At 75.0% G+C, this 13,937-nt stretch carries 12 protein-coding genes; 8 read left to right on the top strand and 4 right to left on the bottom strand.

Annotated elements, in window-relative coordinates; genetic code table 11:
* Positions 1 to 124: 124 nt before the first annotated feature.
* A complete protein-coding gene (locus tag ACZ68P_RS12185) occupies positions 125 to 619 on the top strand; it encodes a DUF309 domain-containing protein (RefSeq protein WP_471005291.1) in 495 nt (164 codons plus the stop codon).
* Between the two features lie 26 nt (positions 620 to 645).
* Here the strand turns inward: ACZ68P_RS12185 and ACZ68P_RS12180 are convergent, their stop codons facing one another.
* The 3 genes from ACZ68P_RS12180 to ACZ68P_RS12170 all read right to left on the bottom strand — a co-directional run bounded on the left by ACZ68P_RS12180 (position 646) and on the right by ACZ68P_RS12170 (position 1,937).
* Positions 646 to 825, bottom strand: coding sequence for a hypothetical protein (locus ACZ68P_RS12180; RefSeq protein WP_471005290.1), 180 nt, complete (start codon positions 823 to 825; stop codon positions 646 to 648).
* Between the two features lie 105 nt (positions 826 to 930).
* Positions 931 to 1,305: a DUF488 domain-containing protein gene (locus ACZ68P_RS12175; protein ID WP_471005289.1), complete on the bottom strand. Its 375-nt coding sequence runs from the start codon at positions 1,303 to 1,305 to the stop codon at positions 931 to 933.
* A gap of 29 nt (positions 1,306 to 1,334) precedes the next feature.
* Entirely contained in the window at positions 1,335 to 1,937 is a 603-nt protein-coding gene (locus tag ACZ68P_RS12170; protein ID WP_471005609.1) for a TetR/AcrR family transcriptional regulator, read from the bottom strand.
* A 156-nt stretch (positions 1,938 to 2,093) separates the two neighbouring features.
* Between ACZ68P_RS12170 and ACZ68P_RS12165 the strand changes: the two genes are divergently transcribed.
* From ACZ68P_RS12165 to ACZ68P_RS12145, 5 genes are all read left to right on the top strand, one after another.
* Entirely contained in the window at positions 2,094 to 3,011 is a 918-nt protein-coding gene (locus ACZ68P_RS12165) for a phosphatase PAP2 family protein (RefSeq protein WP_471005288.1), read from the top strand.
* On the top strand, positions 3,008 to 4,216 hold the full coding sequence (locus tag ACZ68P_RS12160) for a DMT family transporter (RefSeq protein WP_471005287.1): 1,209 nt from the start codon (positions 3,008 to 3,010) through the stop codon (positions 4,214 to 4,216). The genes ACZ68P_RS12165 and ACZ68P_RS12160 overlap by 4 nt, the downstream gene beginning before the upstream one ends.
* Positions 4,217 to 4,457: 241 nt before the next feature.
* Positions 4,458 to 5,462: an SPFH domain-containing protein gene (locus ACZ68P_RS12155; protein ID WP_365721418.1), complete on the top strand. Its 1,005-nt coding sequence runs from the start codon at positions 4,458 to 4,460 to the stop codon at positions 5,460 to 5,462.
* On the top strand, positions 5,459 to 6,358 hold the full coding sequence (locus tag ACZ68P_RS12150; RefSeq protein WP_471005286.1) for a hypothetical protein: 900 nt from the start codon (positions 5,459 to 5,461) through the stop codon (positions 6,356 to 6,358). Before ACZ68P_RS12155 ends, ACZ68P_RS12150 begins: the two co-directional genes overlap by 4 nt.
* A 211-nt stretch (positions 6,359 to 6,569) precedes the next feature.
* Positions 6,570 to 7,433, top strand: a complete 864-nt coding sequence (locus ACZ68P_RS12145) for a GNAT family N-acetyltransferase (RefSeq protein ID WP_471005285.1) — start codon at positions 6,570 to 6,572, stop codon at positions 7,431 to 7,433.
* A 3-nt stretch (positions 7,434 to 7,436) separates the two neighbouring features.
* Here the strand turns inward: ACZ68P_RS12145 and ACZ68P_RS12140 are convergent, their stop codons facing one another.
* Entirely contained in the window at positions 7,437 to 8,216 is a 780-nt protein-coding gene (locus ACZ68P_RS12140) for a hypothetical protein (RefSeq protein WP_471005284.1), read from the bottom strand.
* Positions 8,217 to 8,759: 543 nt separating this feature from the next.
* Between ACZ68P_RS12140 and ACZ68P_RS12135 the strand changes: the two genes are divergently transcribed.
* A complete protein-coding gene (locus ACZ68P_RS12135) occupies positions 8,760 to 10,457 on the top strand; it encodes a S8 family serine peptidase (protein WP_471005607.1) in 1,698 nt (565 codons plus the stop codon).
* A 234-nt stretch (positions 10,458 to 10,691) separates the two neighbouring features.
* Positions 10,692 to 13,745, top strand: a complete 3,054-nt coding sequence (locus tag ACZ68P_RS12130; protein WP_471005283.1) for a helix-turn-helix transcriptional regulator — start codon at positions 10,692 to 10,694, stop codon at positions 13,743 to 13,745.
* Positions 13,746 to 13,937: the final 192 nt, after the last annotated feature.

Here is a 13,937-nt window from a genome sequence, read left to right as displayed (position 1 = left end):
CGGGGGGCCGGTGAGCGCACGGGGTCGTCGTCGCGTCGGGCGGCGGTGGGGCGACGGCGCAGGTGGGCGCGCACGTGGGGGTGCGGCGGCTGCCGGAGCGGGGCCCGGGGGCCACAATGGCGGGGTGAGCCGGACGCCGAGGGATCGCGACGAGGAAGGGCGGGCGCGCAGTGCGCGGCCGCGTGACGGGCTGGGGCGGCCCCTGCCGTACGGGGCGGAGGGCGTGCCCCGGCAGCCTGAGGGGCTGACGCGGGCGCCCGCCGAGACGCTCGCCGAGGCGCAGCGGCTCCTCGACGCCGGGATGCCGTTCCACGCGCACGAGGTCTTCGAGGACGCCTGGAAGACGGGGCCCGCCGAGGAGCGGGACCTGTGGCAAGGGCTGGCGCAGCTCGCGGTGGGGCTCACGCACGCGGCCCGCGGCAACGCGCCGGGCGGGGCACGGCTGTTGCGCCGGGGCGCCGACCGCGTCGCGAGTCCCGGGCCGGCGTCGCGGGCGCGGTCGTACGGGGTCGACGTGGACGGCCTCGCGGGATGGGCACGGGTGCTCGCCGACCGGACCGACCGGCCCGGCGAGGTGATCGACGCGTCCGCCGAGGCGCCCCGGCTGCGAACGGAGTAGCTTCTTCCGGCCGCCCGCGGGGCTGCTCACCAGGTGAGGCGCGGCGCCTCGGGTGAGCGGTGGACGAGGGTCGGCCGCATCACCGCCTCGTGGCCCTCCGCGAGCCGCAGGCCCGGCAGGCGGCGGGTGAACCGTTCCAGGGTGAGCCGGAGTTGTGCCCGGGCGAGCTGGGAGCCAGCCGGGCGTGCGGTGGCCGAAGCCGACATGGCGGGTGGGGAGCGGCGGGTCGGGTGATGTGGAAGGCCGTTCCGGTCATGGTGACCGGCGCGGCGCCCCGGGTCCCTGGCGATGGACCGGAAGGGGGTGGACGGTCAGCCGCTCGGCGCGGCCAACAGGCGCTCCAGGACGGCAGTGTGGCTGACGGAGGGGTCCTTGGCGGCGGTGAGGAGGGTGATCGTGCCCCGCCCGGCGAGGTCGCGCACCCGGTCGAGCGCCTCGGCGGCGGCGGGCTCGGCGAGCTCCTCCTCGTACCGTCCGCGGAACTCCTCGTACGCGCCCTCGGAGGCGTGGTACCAGCGGCGTAGCTCGGTGGACGGAGTGAGCGCCTTGGGCCATTCATCGACGCGCGCGTCGGTCTTGGCGAGGCCGCGCGGCCAGAGGCGGTCGACGAGGATCCGCACGCCGTCGTCGGGCGAGGGGGTTTCGTAGACCCGGCGGACGCGGATGCCGGGCGTGGTGGCGGCCATGTCTCCAGGGTGCGGGACGGGGCGGCCGGTCACCCCTCGACGCGCAGCGCCGGAAGGAGGACCGCGTCCACCAGGCCCCGCAGCGCCGCCTCGTCCGCGAAGCGCTCCTCGAAGAGGCGCTCGACGCGGAGCATGCCGAGGAAGCAGGGGGCGACGAAGCCGACGGCGGGGTTGTCCGCGTCGATCTCGCCGCGCTCGACCGCGCGCCGCAGCATCGCGTCGAGCGCCGCGACCTCGGGGTTGATGACCGTGTCGCGCAGTGCGTCGCGCAGGTCCGGATGCCGGGTGTAGGCCTGGCTGACGGCCTCCATCAGCTCGACGTCCCGGTCCCGGCGGGATCCGGCCGCCCGCGCCGCCTCGCGCAGGTCGCCGGCGAGCGAGCCGGTGTCGATGCCGGTGAAGAACGCGCAGCGGCGGTGGGCGAGCGCGGCCGTGACGAGCTGCGGCTTGGTGCCCCACTGCCGGTAGAGCGTCGCCTTGCCGCACTTGGTGCGGGCGGCGACGCCCTCCATGGTCACGGCGTCGTAGCCGCCCTCGCGGAGGAGGCCGATCACCGCCTCGTACAGCTCCGTCTCCCGCTCGGGGGTGATCTTGCTACGGCGGGCTGCGGCGGTCGCGGCCTGCGTGGACATCGATTCCTCCCGGTCGTCCCGGAGCGTGCTCTGCACATACGAGAGTAGGGGGTGCACAATCGAGACGCAAACGTATCGAGACGCTTGCGTCTCGATGAAATCGGATCTAGACTTCCCCCGTTTGTTGACGGTTTGATCGGAAAAAGGGGCCGCGCCATGGCTGCCGGGATACGCGGGACACGTCCCGCGGAACCGTGGCCGCCGCCTACCCCGGCGCGGGGAACGGCCTCGCGGGAGACCCCGTCACCGAGAACGGCCACACGGAAGACCCCGGCGCGGGGAACGACCTCGCGGGAGACCCCGTCACCGGGAACGGCCACGCCAGGTACCCCCAGGCCGCCCCTCGTCCGCGAACTGCTGCTCGTCACCGCCCTCTTCGTCTTCTACAAGTGCGGCCGGCTCTTCGCCAACGGCCACGAGCGCCGTGCCTTCCACAACGCCGATCGCGTGTGGGACGCCGAGCGGGCCGTCCACCTGCCGGGCGAGGCCTCGGTGCAGGCGCTGCTCCTGCACGGCGACGCCCTCGTGCGGGTCGCCAACACCTACTACGCGGCGGTGCACTTCCCGGCCACGGTCGCCTTCCTCGCCTGGCTCTACTGGCGCCGCCCCGCCCACTACCTCTGGTCCCGCCGCGTCCTCGCCCTCCTCACGGCCGCCGCGCTCGCGCTGCACCTGCTGATGCCGCTGGCACCGCCCCGCATGCTCTCGGCCGCCGGGCTCGTCGACACCGCGCGGGTCTACGGCCCCTCCGTGTACGCCGCGACGCCGCAGACGGACACGATGGCGAACCAGTTCGCCGCGATGCCTTCGCTCCACTTCGGCTGGGCGCTGATGGTCGCGATCGGCCTGATCGGCGCCGGTCGCGGCCGCCTGCGGTGGCTGTGGCTGCTCCACCCCCTGCTGACCCTCCTCGTGATCGTCGGCACGGCCAACCACTACTGGTTCGACGCCCTCGCCGCCGCGGCGCTCCTCGCCCTCGCGCTCGCCGCCGTGCGGGCCCCGGGATCCCGGCCCGCCACCCCGGCCCCTCCCGCGCGCACCGTCGCGCACCGCCCGGCAGGAGCACTGCGATGACCGGCCTCGACGGCACCGTGCTCGCGGTGCTCCTCTCCCTCGTCTCCGCCGCCGGGTACGCCCTCGCGGCGGTCGCCCAGGCCCGCCTCGCCGCGGCCTCCGACGGCGGCGGCGCTCTGCGCGCGCTGCTGGCGCGCGGCCAGTGGTGGTGGGCGGTCGGCCTCAACGCGGCCGGCGCGCTCGCCCACGTCGCCGCGCTGCACTACGGGCCCCTCACCCTCGTCCAGCCGCTCGGCGCGCTGACGCTGGTGGCCGCGCTGCCCCTGGGGGCGCGCCTCGCCCGGCGCCGGGTGACGCGGGCGGAGTGGCGCGGGGCGTTCTGGACCCTCGCGGGTCTCGTCGGACTGGTGTCGGTCACCGGTCCCGCCGAGCCCGGCGAGGCGCTGAGCCTGCGCGAGGCACTGATCGTCTCGGCGGCGACCGCCGGTCTGATCGCGGTCCTCGCGTCGGGTCGGGCAGGCGGGGTACGCCGGCGGTACGGAGCACACGGAGCGGGAGTCGGGCCCGCCCGGGACATGCCCGCGGACCGTGTCCGCGGCCTCGGTCACGCCACCGCCTCCGGGATGGCCTCGGGCGTCGCCTCCGCGCTGACCCAGACCCTGACCGCCGCGCTCGCGCTCGAACTGCCGGGCGGGTCCCTCCCCTGGTGGCAGACGGCGCTGGTGGCGCTCCTGATCTCCGCCTTCGCCGTGGGCGGCCTCCTCCTCTCACAGGCCGCCTACCGGGGTGGCCTCGCGGCTCCCCTGGCCGTGGTGAACCTCTCCAACCCGGCCGCCGCGGCGGTCATCGGCGTGGCGCTGCTCGGCGAAACGTTTCGCGCAGGCGGCTGGGGCTGGCTGGTCGCGGCCACCGCGTCCCTGGTGGCGGCACGCGGCGTGATCCTGCTGACGACGGCCGGGGGCGCCACCACCGGAGCGGCCGCGCCGGCACGGGAACGGGTGCCGACGGGAGCGGCACGGGTGTCACCCGCCGCCCAACCGCTGTCGCCGAAAGCGGCGCCTTCCCGCCCCCGTACCCCAGCGCTCACCCCGGCCCCACACCAACCCGTGCTCTCCCGCGTGCTCGTCACCCCGGCGGGCCGGACGCCCGCCGATGACGAGCGCCCCGCGTCTCGCGCCGGGGCAGCGGGGCGGGACACCGTCCCGGCCTCCCGCCCCGTCTCCCCCGCCGACTCCGTGCCGGCCCCCGCATCCCTCGCCGGCTGACACGACGAGGCAGTCTCCGGAAGGTGCCGGCCTCCGGCGGGAGCGATCCCGGCACAAGGAGCCGTACCGATGGACGAGAGCCCGGCCGTGACACCTCCCCCTGCCCGCAAGGCGGAGTGCGCGCGGGGCGCGCTCCGGCCCCGACGACAACGGCGGCCGGAGCCCTCCGACCAGCCACTTTCGTCACCTTGACGAGAAAGAGCCGGTCCACTATCGTCAAAATGACGACAAGGGGGATCCTGTGGCCGACATCACCCGGCGCGCCGGTTGGCGCCATCTGCGCTCCGCGCCCACCGCGCACATCCGCCACCACCGTCGTGGACAGCTCGTCCACGACGGCGCGGGGCTCAGTTTCTGGTTCCGTTCGCTGTCCGCCGCGCTCTCCGAAGTGCCGGTGAACGACCGGGAGCTGGCCATGGCGTTCCACGCCAGGACCGCCGACTTCCAGGACGTGAGCGTGCAGTGCACGGTGACGTACCGCGTCAGCGATCCGGAGGCCGCCGCCACCCGCGTCGACTTCTCGATCGACCCCGACACCGGGTCCTGGCGCGGGGCGCCGCTGGAGCAGATCGCCACGCTCCTCACCGAGACCGCCCAGCAGCACGCCCTCGACGTCCTGGCGCGCACCCCGCTCGCCGCCGCCCTCGTCGACGGCGTGTCGGCCGTGCGCGAGCGGATCGCGGACGGGCTCACCGCCGAACCCCGGCTGCCGGACACCGGCCTGGAGGTGGTGGCGGTACGGGTGGTGGCCGTCCGGCCGGAACCGGAGGTCGAACGCGCGCTGCGGACCCCGGCCCGCGAGCGGATCCAGCAGGAGGCGGACCGGGCCACCTACGAACGGCGGGCCGTCGCGGTCGAACGCGAGCGGACCATCGCCGAGAACGAACTGGCCAGCAAGATCGAGCTGGCCCGCCAGGAGGAGCGGCTCGTCGACCAGCGCGGCACCAACGCGCGCCGCGAGGCGGAGGAGAGCGCCGCCGCCGACGCCGTACGGGCGGAAGCGGAAGCGGTACGAAAGGTGCGGCTCGCCCGGGCGGAGGCCGAGGCGGCGCGCGAGGTCGGAGAGGCGCGCGCCCAGGCGCAGGCCGCCTGGCTGCGGGTCCACGGTGAGGCCGACACCGGCACGCTCCACGCGCTGGCGGCGACCCGTGCGGCGGAGAACCTGCCGCGGATCGAGAGCGTCACCGTCTCCCCCGACGTGCTGAACGGCCTGCTCGCGAAGCTGGGCGGCGGGAGCGCGTCATGAGCCTGGCCCCCCGGGCCGTGCTCGTCCACCGGACCACGGAGTACGAGGAGTTGCTCGCCCGGCACGGCACCCACGGACAGGCCGCCTTCTTCCTGGCCGGGCGCGGCCGCGGCGTGGAGGAGGTGCGGGAGCGGCACGAGCGGGCTCGACGGGCGCTGGCGGAGGTCTCGGGGGCGGTGCCGCTGTCCTGGCGGCAGGCCCTGGTGGAGCGCGCCGACCTGGACCGCTTCCTGTTCGGCCCCGAGGACGTGGTCGTCGTGGTCGGGCAGGACGGTCTGGTGGCCAACGCGGCGAAGTACCTCACGGGTCAGCCGGTCGTCGGGATCGACACCGATCCGGGGCGCAATCCGGGCGTTCTCGTACGCCACCGGCCGGCGGACGCGGCGGCTTTGCTGCCGGCGGCCGGCCGGACGGCCGCCGAGGAGCTGACGATGGTGGAGGCCGTCGCCGACGACGCCCAGCGGCTTCTCGCGCTCAACGAGATCTACGTCGGCCCGCCCGGGCACCAGACCGCGCGCTACACCCTCCTCGTCGAGGGCGCGGAGGCCGGTCCCGCACCCGAGCCCCAGGCGTCCTCGGGCGTCGTCGTCGGCACCGGCACGGGGGCCACGGGCTGGCTCCGCTCCCTACTGCTTCAGCGTTCGAGCCCACTGCCCCCGCCCTCCCCGACCGACCCCCACCTCGCCTGGTTCGTACGGGAGGCCTGGCCGTCCCCGGCCACGGGCACGACACGCGTGGAGGGTGTCCTGGGTGCCGGTGACGCCCTGAGCCTCACCGTGGAGTCCGACCACCTGGTGGTCTTCGGCGACGGGATGGAGTCGGACGCGCTGGAGCTGACCTGGGGACAGACGGTACGGGTGGGGGTGTCGGGGACGGCGCTGCGACTGGTGGGCTGAGGCGCCTCACGGGGCGGCTCCGCGCCCGGCCGGAAACGATCGTCGCGGAACCCGTCCGGCCCGAAGCGTCGCTACGATCGGGCCGCTTCCGCTCGCGGGAGCGCGTCACCCTCCCCCGGAATCCGACCGGCCGCGTCACCGCCCGTACGTGCGAGGGGCGGTCGGGTCCCCGACGATCCACCCCGGAACCAGGCAGCCGAAGGAACGCCCCATGCCCTCTCCCGCTCACGGCCCGCTCAGGGTCTCCCGCGCCGCGCCCGACGACTGGGCGCTGGTGCGCGCCTGGGCGGCCGACGAGGGGTGGAACCCGGGGGTCGCCGACGCGCGGGCGTTCTTCGCGCAGGACCCCGGCGGCTTCTTCCTCGGGCGGGTCGACGGGGAGCCCGTCTCGGCGATCTCGGTCGTCAACTACAGCGACCGTTACGCCTTTCTCGGCTTCTATCTCGTCCGCCCCGACCAGCGCGGTCTCGGTCACGGTCTGGCGACGTGGCGGGCCGCTCTCGCCCATGCCGGCGACCGGACGGTGGGCCTCGACGGCGTGCCCGCCCAGCAGGACAACTACCGCCGGTCCGGCTTCTCCACGGCCTACCGCACCGCCCGGTACGTCGGCGAGGTCCCCGCCGCCGCACCGGCCCCGGACGTGGTCCCCGCCGAGCGGGTCGACCCCGCCGCCGTCGCCGCGTACGACGACGCCTGCCACCCCGCCGACCGGCCGCGGTTCCTCGCGCCCTGGCTGGCCACGCCCGGGCACCGCGCCCTCGTCCGGGTCGTCGGGGGACGTCCGACGGGGTACGGAGTCGTGCGGCCGGCCCAGGAGGAGGCGCGTATCGGGCCCCTGTTCGCGGACACCGCCGCCGACGCCGCCGTACTCCTGGACGCCTTGGCCGCCGAGGCGCGGGGCTTCGGCTCACCGCGGATCGCGATCGACATGCCGGAGGCCAATCCGGCGGCGGCCCGCCTCGCGCGGGAGCGGGGTCTGGAGCCGACGTTCGAGACGGCGCGCATGTACACCGGGCCGATCAGGCCGGTCGCCCAGGAGCGGATCTTCGGGGTGACCACCCTCGAACTGGGCTGACGCTCACCCGATCCGGGCACTCACGGTCCAGAAGACGGCGAACCCCGTCCACACGATCGCGAAGCCCCAGGCCAGAAGGGGTCCGCCGAACAGCGCCAGGGAGCCGAGCCATCCGAGCCCGGCGGCCACGAACAGCCAGCCGAAGGTGGGGAAGGCGATGAGGCCCGAGAGGCGCCCGCTCACCACGCCCCACGCGCCCGCCGCGAGGACCAGGCAGCCGAGCGCGAGCCACGGCAGGACCCCGCTCTGCGAGGACGGCGCGTAGGAGTGGGTGTGACCGCGCGCTTCCAGTCGCACCACCTCACCCCGCCAGAGCCGCACTTCGGCCCGGTCGCCCGCCCTGACCTCCTCGTACGTCTCCGATCCCACCCCCAGCCACTCGGTGCGGCCGTCCCATTCGACGTCGAGGTGGTAGGAGGTGGTGCACGTGGTGCCGCCTCCCGCGCCTCCGGCCGTCACCCCGCCCGACACCGCACCGCCCGTGCTGCCGCCCGCGGTGGCCATGCCGCTCCCGCCGATCGTCGCGCCGGCGGCCGTGACACCCCCGCTCGTACCGCCGCTCGAACCGTCGGACGTGCAGCGCCTTCCCGTCCGGCGGTCGAGGACCGTGCCCGCCACGCGCCGTACGCACCCCTCGTCTTCCCCGCCCGCGCTCCCGTTCGCGCAGACCGGCGCGTCGCGGTACTCCATGGTCGCCCCGTACCCCTCGGCGACCTGCTGACCACAGAGGAGGGCGGCCCATCCGGCGGCGAGGACGACCAGTCCCCGTAACCAGAGGGGCATCCGTCCTCGGTACCGACCCCGCCCGTACCCCCGTGTTCTCACCCCGCCGTGATTCCCTCCGCACGGGGCCCCCATGCACCGCCCCTCACCCTCCCCCCTCCCCCCTGCGAGGGGTGACAAGGGTTTTCCCCGTATCGGGTTCATCCGCCCGTTCCCTACTGTCTGCCGCACCGGCAGATCCCATCCCCCGATCCACGCCCCCCGCAGGAGCTCAGGCCCTGTCAGGTGCATGAGGTGAGGGGGGGTGGTGTCCGCCGGTGACGGCCTTGACCCGGGCCGTCGCGCCGGTGGCGGCGCACGGGCCCCCCAAGCCCAGGGTGCAGCGGACCGCGACCCCCACTTCGCGCCGAGGCCCCGCGCCGCCGCCACTGCTCCGCACCTACGTCGTGCTTGAAAGGGAACACCTTGAACAGTTCCACGCGGAGAGTCATATCCGTGGTGGTCGCGAGTGCCGCGATCCTCGGTGCCGCAGCCGCCACCACCGGGGTGTCCGCCGCCTCCCCGGCCGTCTCCACCCCGAAGCCGGCTCCGGCTTCGCAGGCGATGACCGCGCTGCCCAGCGCTCCGGTCGAGAAGGTCATCGTCACGTACAAGACCAAGACCGCCGAGGCCGGTTCCAACGCCGCCGCGAAGAGCGACGCGGCCGCCAAGGGCGCCGCGACCGGCGAGAGCCTCTCCTTCGAGCGCCGCCTGGCCGGCGGCGCCGCGCTCGTCGACCTGGGCGACAGCGCCACCAAGCAGGACGTGACCGAGGTCATGGACGCCTTCCGCGCCGACCCGCAGGTCGCCTCGGTCGAGCCCGACATCCGTGCGTACGCCATGGCGGTCACGCCGAACGACACGGACTACGCCAAGCAGTGGGACCTCTTCGAGCCCACCGGCGGCATGAACGTCCCGTCCGCCTGGGACAAGACGACCGGCTCCGGTGTCACCGTGGCCGTCATCGACACCGGCTACGCCGCCCACACGGACCTGGCGACGAACATCGTCTCCGGCTACGACTTCATCTCCGCCTCCGCCGACGCCCGTGACGGCAACGGCCGCGACGCGAACGCCAAGGACGAGGGCGACTGGAACGCCACCGACGGCGAGTGCGGCGTCGGATCCAAGGCGAGCGACTCCTCCTGGCACGGCACCCACGTGGCCGGCACCATCGGCGCGGTCACCAACAACACCAAGGGCATCGCGGGCATCGCGTACAACGCGAAGATCCAGCCCGTGCGCGTGCTCGGCAAGTGCGGCGGCTCCTCGTCGGACATCGCCGACGCGATCACCTGGGCGTCCGGCGGCACCGTGCCGGGCGTCACGGCCAACCCGACGCCGGCGAAGGTGATCAACCTGAGCCTCGGCGGGGCCAGCTCCACCTGCCCGAGCGTCTACCAGACCGCGATCAACGGCGCCGTCTCGCGCGGCTCCACCGTCGTCGTCGCCGCGGGCAACAGCAACGCCAACACCTCCGGCTTCACCCCCGCCAACTGCTCCAACGTCATCACCGTGGCGTCGACCAGCCGCGAGGGCAACCGTTCGTTCTACTCGAACTACGGCACCATCGTGGACGTCGCGGCCCCGGGTGGCGAGACCCGCCGTGGCACCGACACCCCCGGCACCGTGACCACGCCCCAGAACGGCATCTACTCCACGCTGAACTCGGGTGCGACGACCCAGTCGGCCGAGAACTACGAGCCCTACCAGGGCACCTCGATGGCCGCGCCGCACATCGCCGGCCTGGCGGCCCTGCTGAAGTCGGCCAAGGGCACCCTCACCCCGGCCGAGATCGAGTCCGCGATCAAGGCCAACGCCCGCCCGCTGCCCGGCACCTGCACCGGCGGCTGCGGAACCGGCATCGCCGACGCCGCGAAGACGATCGAGGCCGTCACCACCACGACGCCTCCGTCCGGCGGCACCTTCACCAACGCGGCGGACGTGACGATCTCCGACAACACCACCGTGTCGTCCTCGATCGCCGTCACCGGCCGCACCGGCAACGCCTCCGCGGCCCTCAAGGTCGCCGTGGACATCAAGCACACCTGGCGCGGGGACCTGGTCATCGACCTGATCGCCCCCGACGGCACCGTGCGCAACCTGAAGGCGTCCTCCTCCTCCGACAGCGCCGACAACGTCCTGACCACGTACACGGTCGACGCGTCGAGCGAGGTCGCCAACGGCACCTGGAAGCTTCAGGTCCGTGATGTGGCTTCGGGTGACACCGGCTACATCGACTCCTGGGGTCTGACCTTCTAACCCCTTCCGACCCACCCCCCACATCAGCATAATTGCTGGTCAGCGACGCGCTCGTGGTCTAAACCACGGGCGCGTCCTGGCGTGTTGACCGGCGTCCGCTGTCCGTATGCCGGACAACAGGCCTGGACTGCGCCCGTACGCTCCGTATTCTCTGCCCCACGGGGCTCAGGGGCCGGGCCCGAGCGCCGGAGGGTGGTGGACAACGTGACGACAACGCCGCACCTCCCTGCGGGCATGGGGGGACCCCCCGCGCCGGTGGGCCGCGAGGAGCTTCTCTCACGTCTCGAACGCGTGCTGCACACACGGGGCCGAGCCCTGCTGACCGGACCGGCCGGGGTCGGCAAGACCGAGGTCGCCCTGGCCGAGGCCGCCCGGGCCGAGGCCCGCGGCGAGACCGTCCTGTGGCTTCCCACCCTCCCCGCCGACCGCGAGATACCGGGCGCGACGGCGGCCGCGCTCGTCGCCTCCGTCGCGGCGACGGTGACCTGGCCCGACGTGGCCCCGGCGGCGGAGACCGCTTCCCCGGAGACCGGGACGGGCGCGCACGGACACCGCGCCGACCACTCCGCCGGACGAACGGCGATACCGGGGCAGTCCAGAGGCGACACCCTCCTCCCCGGCGGCCCGGACACGCCCGCCCCGGGCGGCGTCGCCGCACCGCCCGGGACCGGCACCCATGCCGCCGGCCACGCCGCCGCCCGGACGGGCCACCCGCCCTCCGGCACCCACCCCGCGCCCGCGTACACCGCGGGCGCCCCGCTCGGCGCGACGGCGTCCGGCGCCTTCGACGGTCTCCCCGGCCCCCAGCGGACCGCCGTCGCCATGCTGTGCCGGGAGGCCCCGCTGCACGAGGGCGGCTGGGACCCGATCGCGCTGCGCCTGGGCATCGCCCAGATCCTGCGCGCGCTCACCGCCCGCGGCCCGGCCCTGCTCGTCGTCGACGGTGTCCAGCACATCGACGCCGACAGCGCCGACCTGCTGCGCTTCGCCCTCCACCTCGCCCCGCCCGCACTCCGCGTCATCGCCGTCGAGACCCCCGAGGCGTACGGATCCCAGGACGCGCACGACACCGATCTCTGGGTGCCGTCGGAGGCCGACATCCTGCTCGTGCCGCCGCTGCAGGCCGACGAGATCGCCGAACTCCTCATCCACCACCGGCTGCCCTCCCGCATGGCGGGGCGCATCCACAAGGCCAGCGGCGGCAACCCCCGCCTGGCCCTCGCCGTCGGCCGGTCGCTGGCCGACGCCCGCACGCCCGTCCACCACGCCGAGGCGCTCACCCTGTCCGGCCGGGCCCGCGACCTGGCCCGGCAGCTGCTCGGCAGCGCGCCGCCCGCCGTCCGCGAGACCCTGCTGCTCGCCGCGCTCGCGCTGCGCCCCTCCGCGGCGCTGATCCGCCGGGCCGGCCGGCCGAACGCGGAGGCGGACCTCGCGGCCGCCGAACGCGCCGGTCTCGTCTCCCTCGCCGAGGACGGCACGGTCACCTTCACGGCCGGCCTGCTGCCCTCGACCCTGGTCCACGACGCCTGCTGGGCCGAGCGCAGCGCCGGTCACGCGGCACTCGCCGGGGTCGTGGACGACTCGGTCGAAGCGGTACGGCACCGGGCGCTCGCCACCGACATCCCCGACGAGGCCCTCGCGGCCGAGGTCGCCGCGGCCGCCGACCTCGCGCGCCGCCGCGGCAACAGCGCCCTCGCCGCCGAGCTGGCCCTCCTCGCCGCCGGATCCACCCCCGTCGAGCACGGCCCCCAGCGCATCGTGCGGCTCGTCGACGCGGCCGAGGAGGCCGCCCGCGCCGCCCGCGCGGACCTCGCGATGCGGGCCGCCACCGACCTGCTGGCCCGCGACGCCGCGCCCTCCGACCGGGTACGGGCCCGGCTCGCCGTCCTCGACACCGCGGGCCAGGGCCTCACCGAGCTCGACGAGATGTACGTCCACGCCATGGAGGACTCCGAGGGCGACACCGCACTCAGAGCCGCCGTCCAGCTCCGACTGGCCGTCAAATACGTGCTGGCGGACGGCGATCCGCTGCGCTCACGGGCCGCCGCGGTCGAATCAGCGGCCCTGGCCGCCTCGATGGGCGACCCGCGGACGGCCGCCCAGGCCCTGACCGTCCAGGCGCGGATGGAGCGGGCGCTGGGATCGCCGGACGCCGAGTCGGTCCTCGCCCAGGCCCGCGGACTGGAGATGGCCGAGCGCCCGCTCGGAATCCGCAACGCCGCACAGATCCTGACGATCCGTCACGCGCTCTTCGACGACCGCCTCGGCGACGCCCGCGACCAGCTGAACGCGCTGCTGCCGCTGGTGCAGCGGCGCGGTTCGGTCGAGGACACGATCGAGCTGTTCTCCACCCTGGCGGCGATCGAGGCCCGGATCGGCGCGTGCCCGGCGGCCCTCGCCCACGCGGGGCAGTCGCTGGCGCTCACGCTCGAAGCCGGGCTCTCCCCCGGCCCCGCCTGGTACACGCTGGCGCTCGCGGAGACCGCCGGCGGCAGTTTCGGGCGTGCCGCGAGCTATGCCCGGCGCAGTGTCCAGGCGTCGGAGGAGGAGGGCGACCGGGTCTTCCTCTCGCGCAGTCTGTACGCGCTCGGCCGCGTCCAGCTCGTCAACGGCGACGTCGCCTCGGCCCTGGAGACCCTGCGCCGCGTGCAGGTCAACGAGCGCGCCCAGGCCAACGTCGACCCGTCCATGCTCCGCTGGCACGAGGAGCTGGCGGAGGCGCTGCTGGCCACCGACGCGCAGCAGGAGGCGATGGACCTGCTCGACGAGGTCCGTCCGGTCGCGGAGCGCCTGGGCCGCACGACCGTCCTGCTCGGCTGTGACCGCGCGTACGCCCTCTCCCTGGCCGCGGCCGGGAAGACCGACGAGGCCGCGCAGCTGCTGACCCGCACCGCCGAGCGGTTCGCCGAGGCGGGGCTCCCGCTGGAAGGGGGGCGTGCGTTGATCGCCCTGGCCAGGGTGGAGCGCCGTCGTCGTCGCCGGTCGGCGGCGCAGAGCGCGCTGCAGGCCGCGGCGGCCGTCTTCGAGCGGGCCGGCGCGGCGCCCTGGCTGGCCCTGACGAGCGAGACCAGGGTCGGGGAGGCCGGGGAGGAGTCGCTGCCGGCGCTCTCGTCACTGACGGACGCCGAGTTGCGGCTCGCCCGGCTGGTGGGGCAGGGCGCCAGCAACCAGGAGGCGGCCGCGAAGCTCTATCTGAGCGTGAAGACGGTCGAGGCGCGCCTGACCAGGATCTACCAGAAGCTCGACGTGCGCTCCCGCGCGCAGCTCGCTACCGCGCTGCGGGGGTGAGGCGGAGGGCGGGCCGGCCGGCCCGAAGGGGCCGTCGGAGGAACGCGGACGAGCGCGCGCGGTCACCGAGGAACGAAGAGCGAGCACGTTCGGCCGCGTGAGCCCGGCGTGAAGGCCCCGGAGACGGACCGGGCCGGGCCCGCGGGGGAGGTCTGAACGAGTGGCCTGCGGCCCGGAGCCGACCGCGGCCCG

The sequence above is a fragment of the Streptomyces sp. NPDC036822 genome (assembly GCF_055609145.1).
Note: the sequence above shows the minus strand (reverse complement) of the source record. Positions and strands in the feature narration are given on the sequence as shown.

Coding starts and splice junctions, on each gene's coding strand:
- ACZ68P_RS12180 (WP_471005290.1), bottom strand. CDS start 825: ATGTCGGCTTCGGCCACCGCACGCCCGGCTGGCTCCCAGCTCGCCCGG.
- ACZ68P_RS12175 (WP_471005289.1), bottom strand. CDS start 1,305: ATGGCCGCCACCACGCCCGGCATCCGCGTCCGCCGGGTCTACGAAACC.
- ACZ68P_RS12170 (WP_471005609.1), bottom strand. CDS start 1,937: ATGTCCACGCAGGCCGCGACCGCCGCAGCCCGCCGTAGCAAGATCACC.
- ACZ68P_RS12165 (WP_471005288.1), top strand. CDS start 2,094: ATGGCTGCCGGGATACGCGGGACACGTCCCGCGGAACCGTGGCCGCCG.
- ACZ68P_RS12160 (WP_471005287.1), top strand. CDS start 3,008: ATGACCGGCCTCGACGGCACCGTGCTCGCGGTGCTCCTCTCCCTCGTC.
- ACZ68P_RS12150 (WP_471005286.1), top strand. CDS start 5,459: ATGAGCCTGGCCCCCCGGGCCGTGCTCGTCCACCGGACCACGGAGTAC.
- ACZ68P_RS12145 (WP_471005285.1), top strand. CDS start 6,570: ATGCCCTCTCCCGCTCACGGCCCGCTCAGGGTCTCCCGCGCCGCGCCC.
- ACZ68P_RS12140 (WP_471005284.1), bottom strand. CDS start 8,216: ATGCCCCTCTGGTTACGGGGACTGGTCGTCCTCGCCGCCGGATGGGCC.
- ACZ68P_RS12135 (WP_471005607.1), top strand. CDS start 8,760: ATGACCGCGCTGCCCAGCGCTCCGGTCGAGAAGGTCATCGTCACGTAC.
- ACZ68P_RS12130 (WP_471005283.1), top strand. CDS start 10,692: ATGGGGGGACCCCCCGCGCCGGTGGGCCGCGAGGAGCTTCTCTCACGT.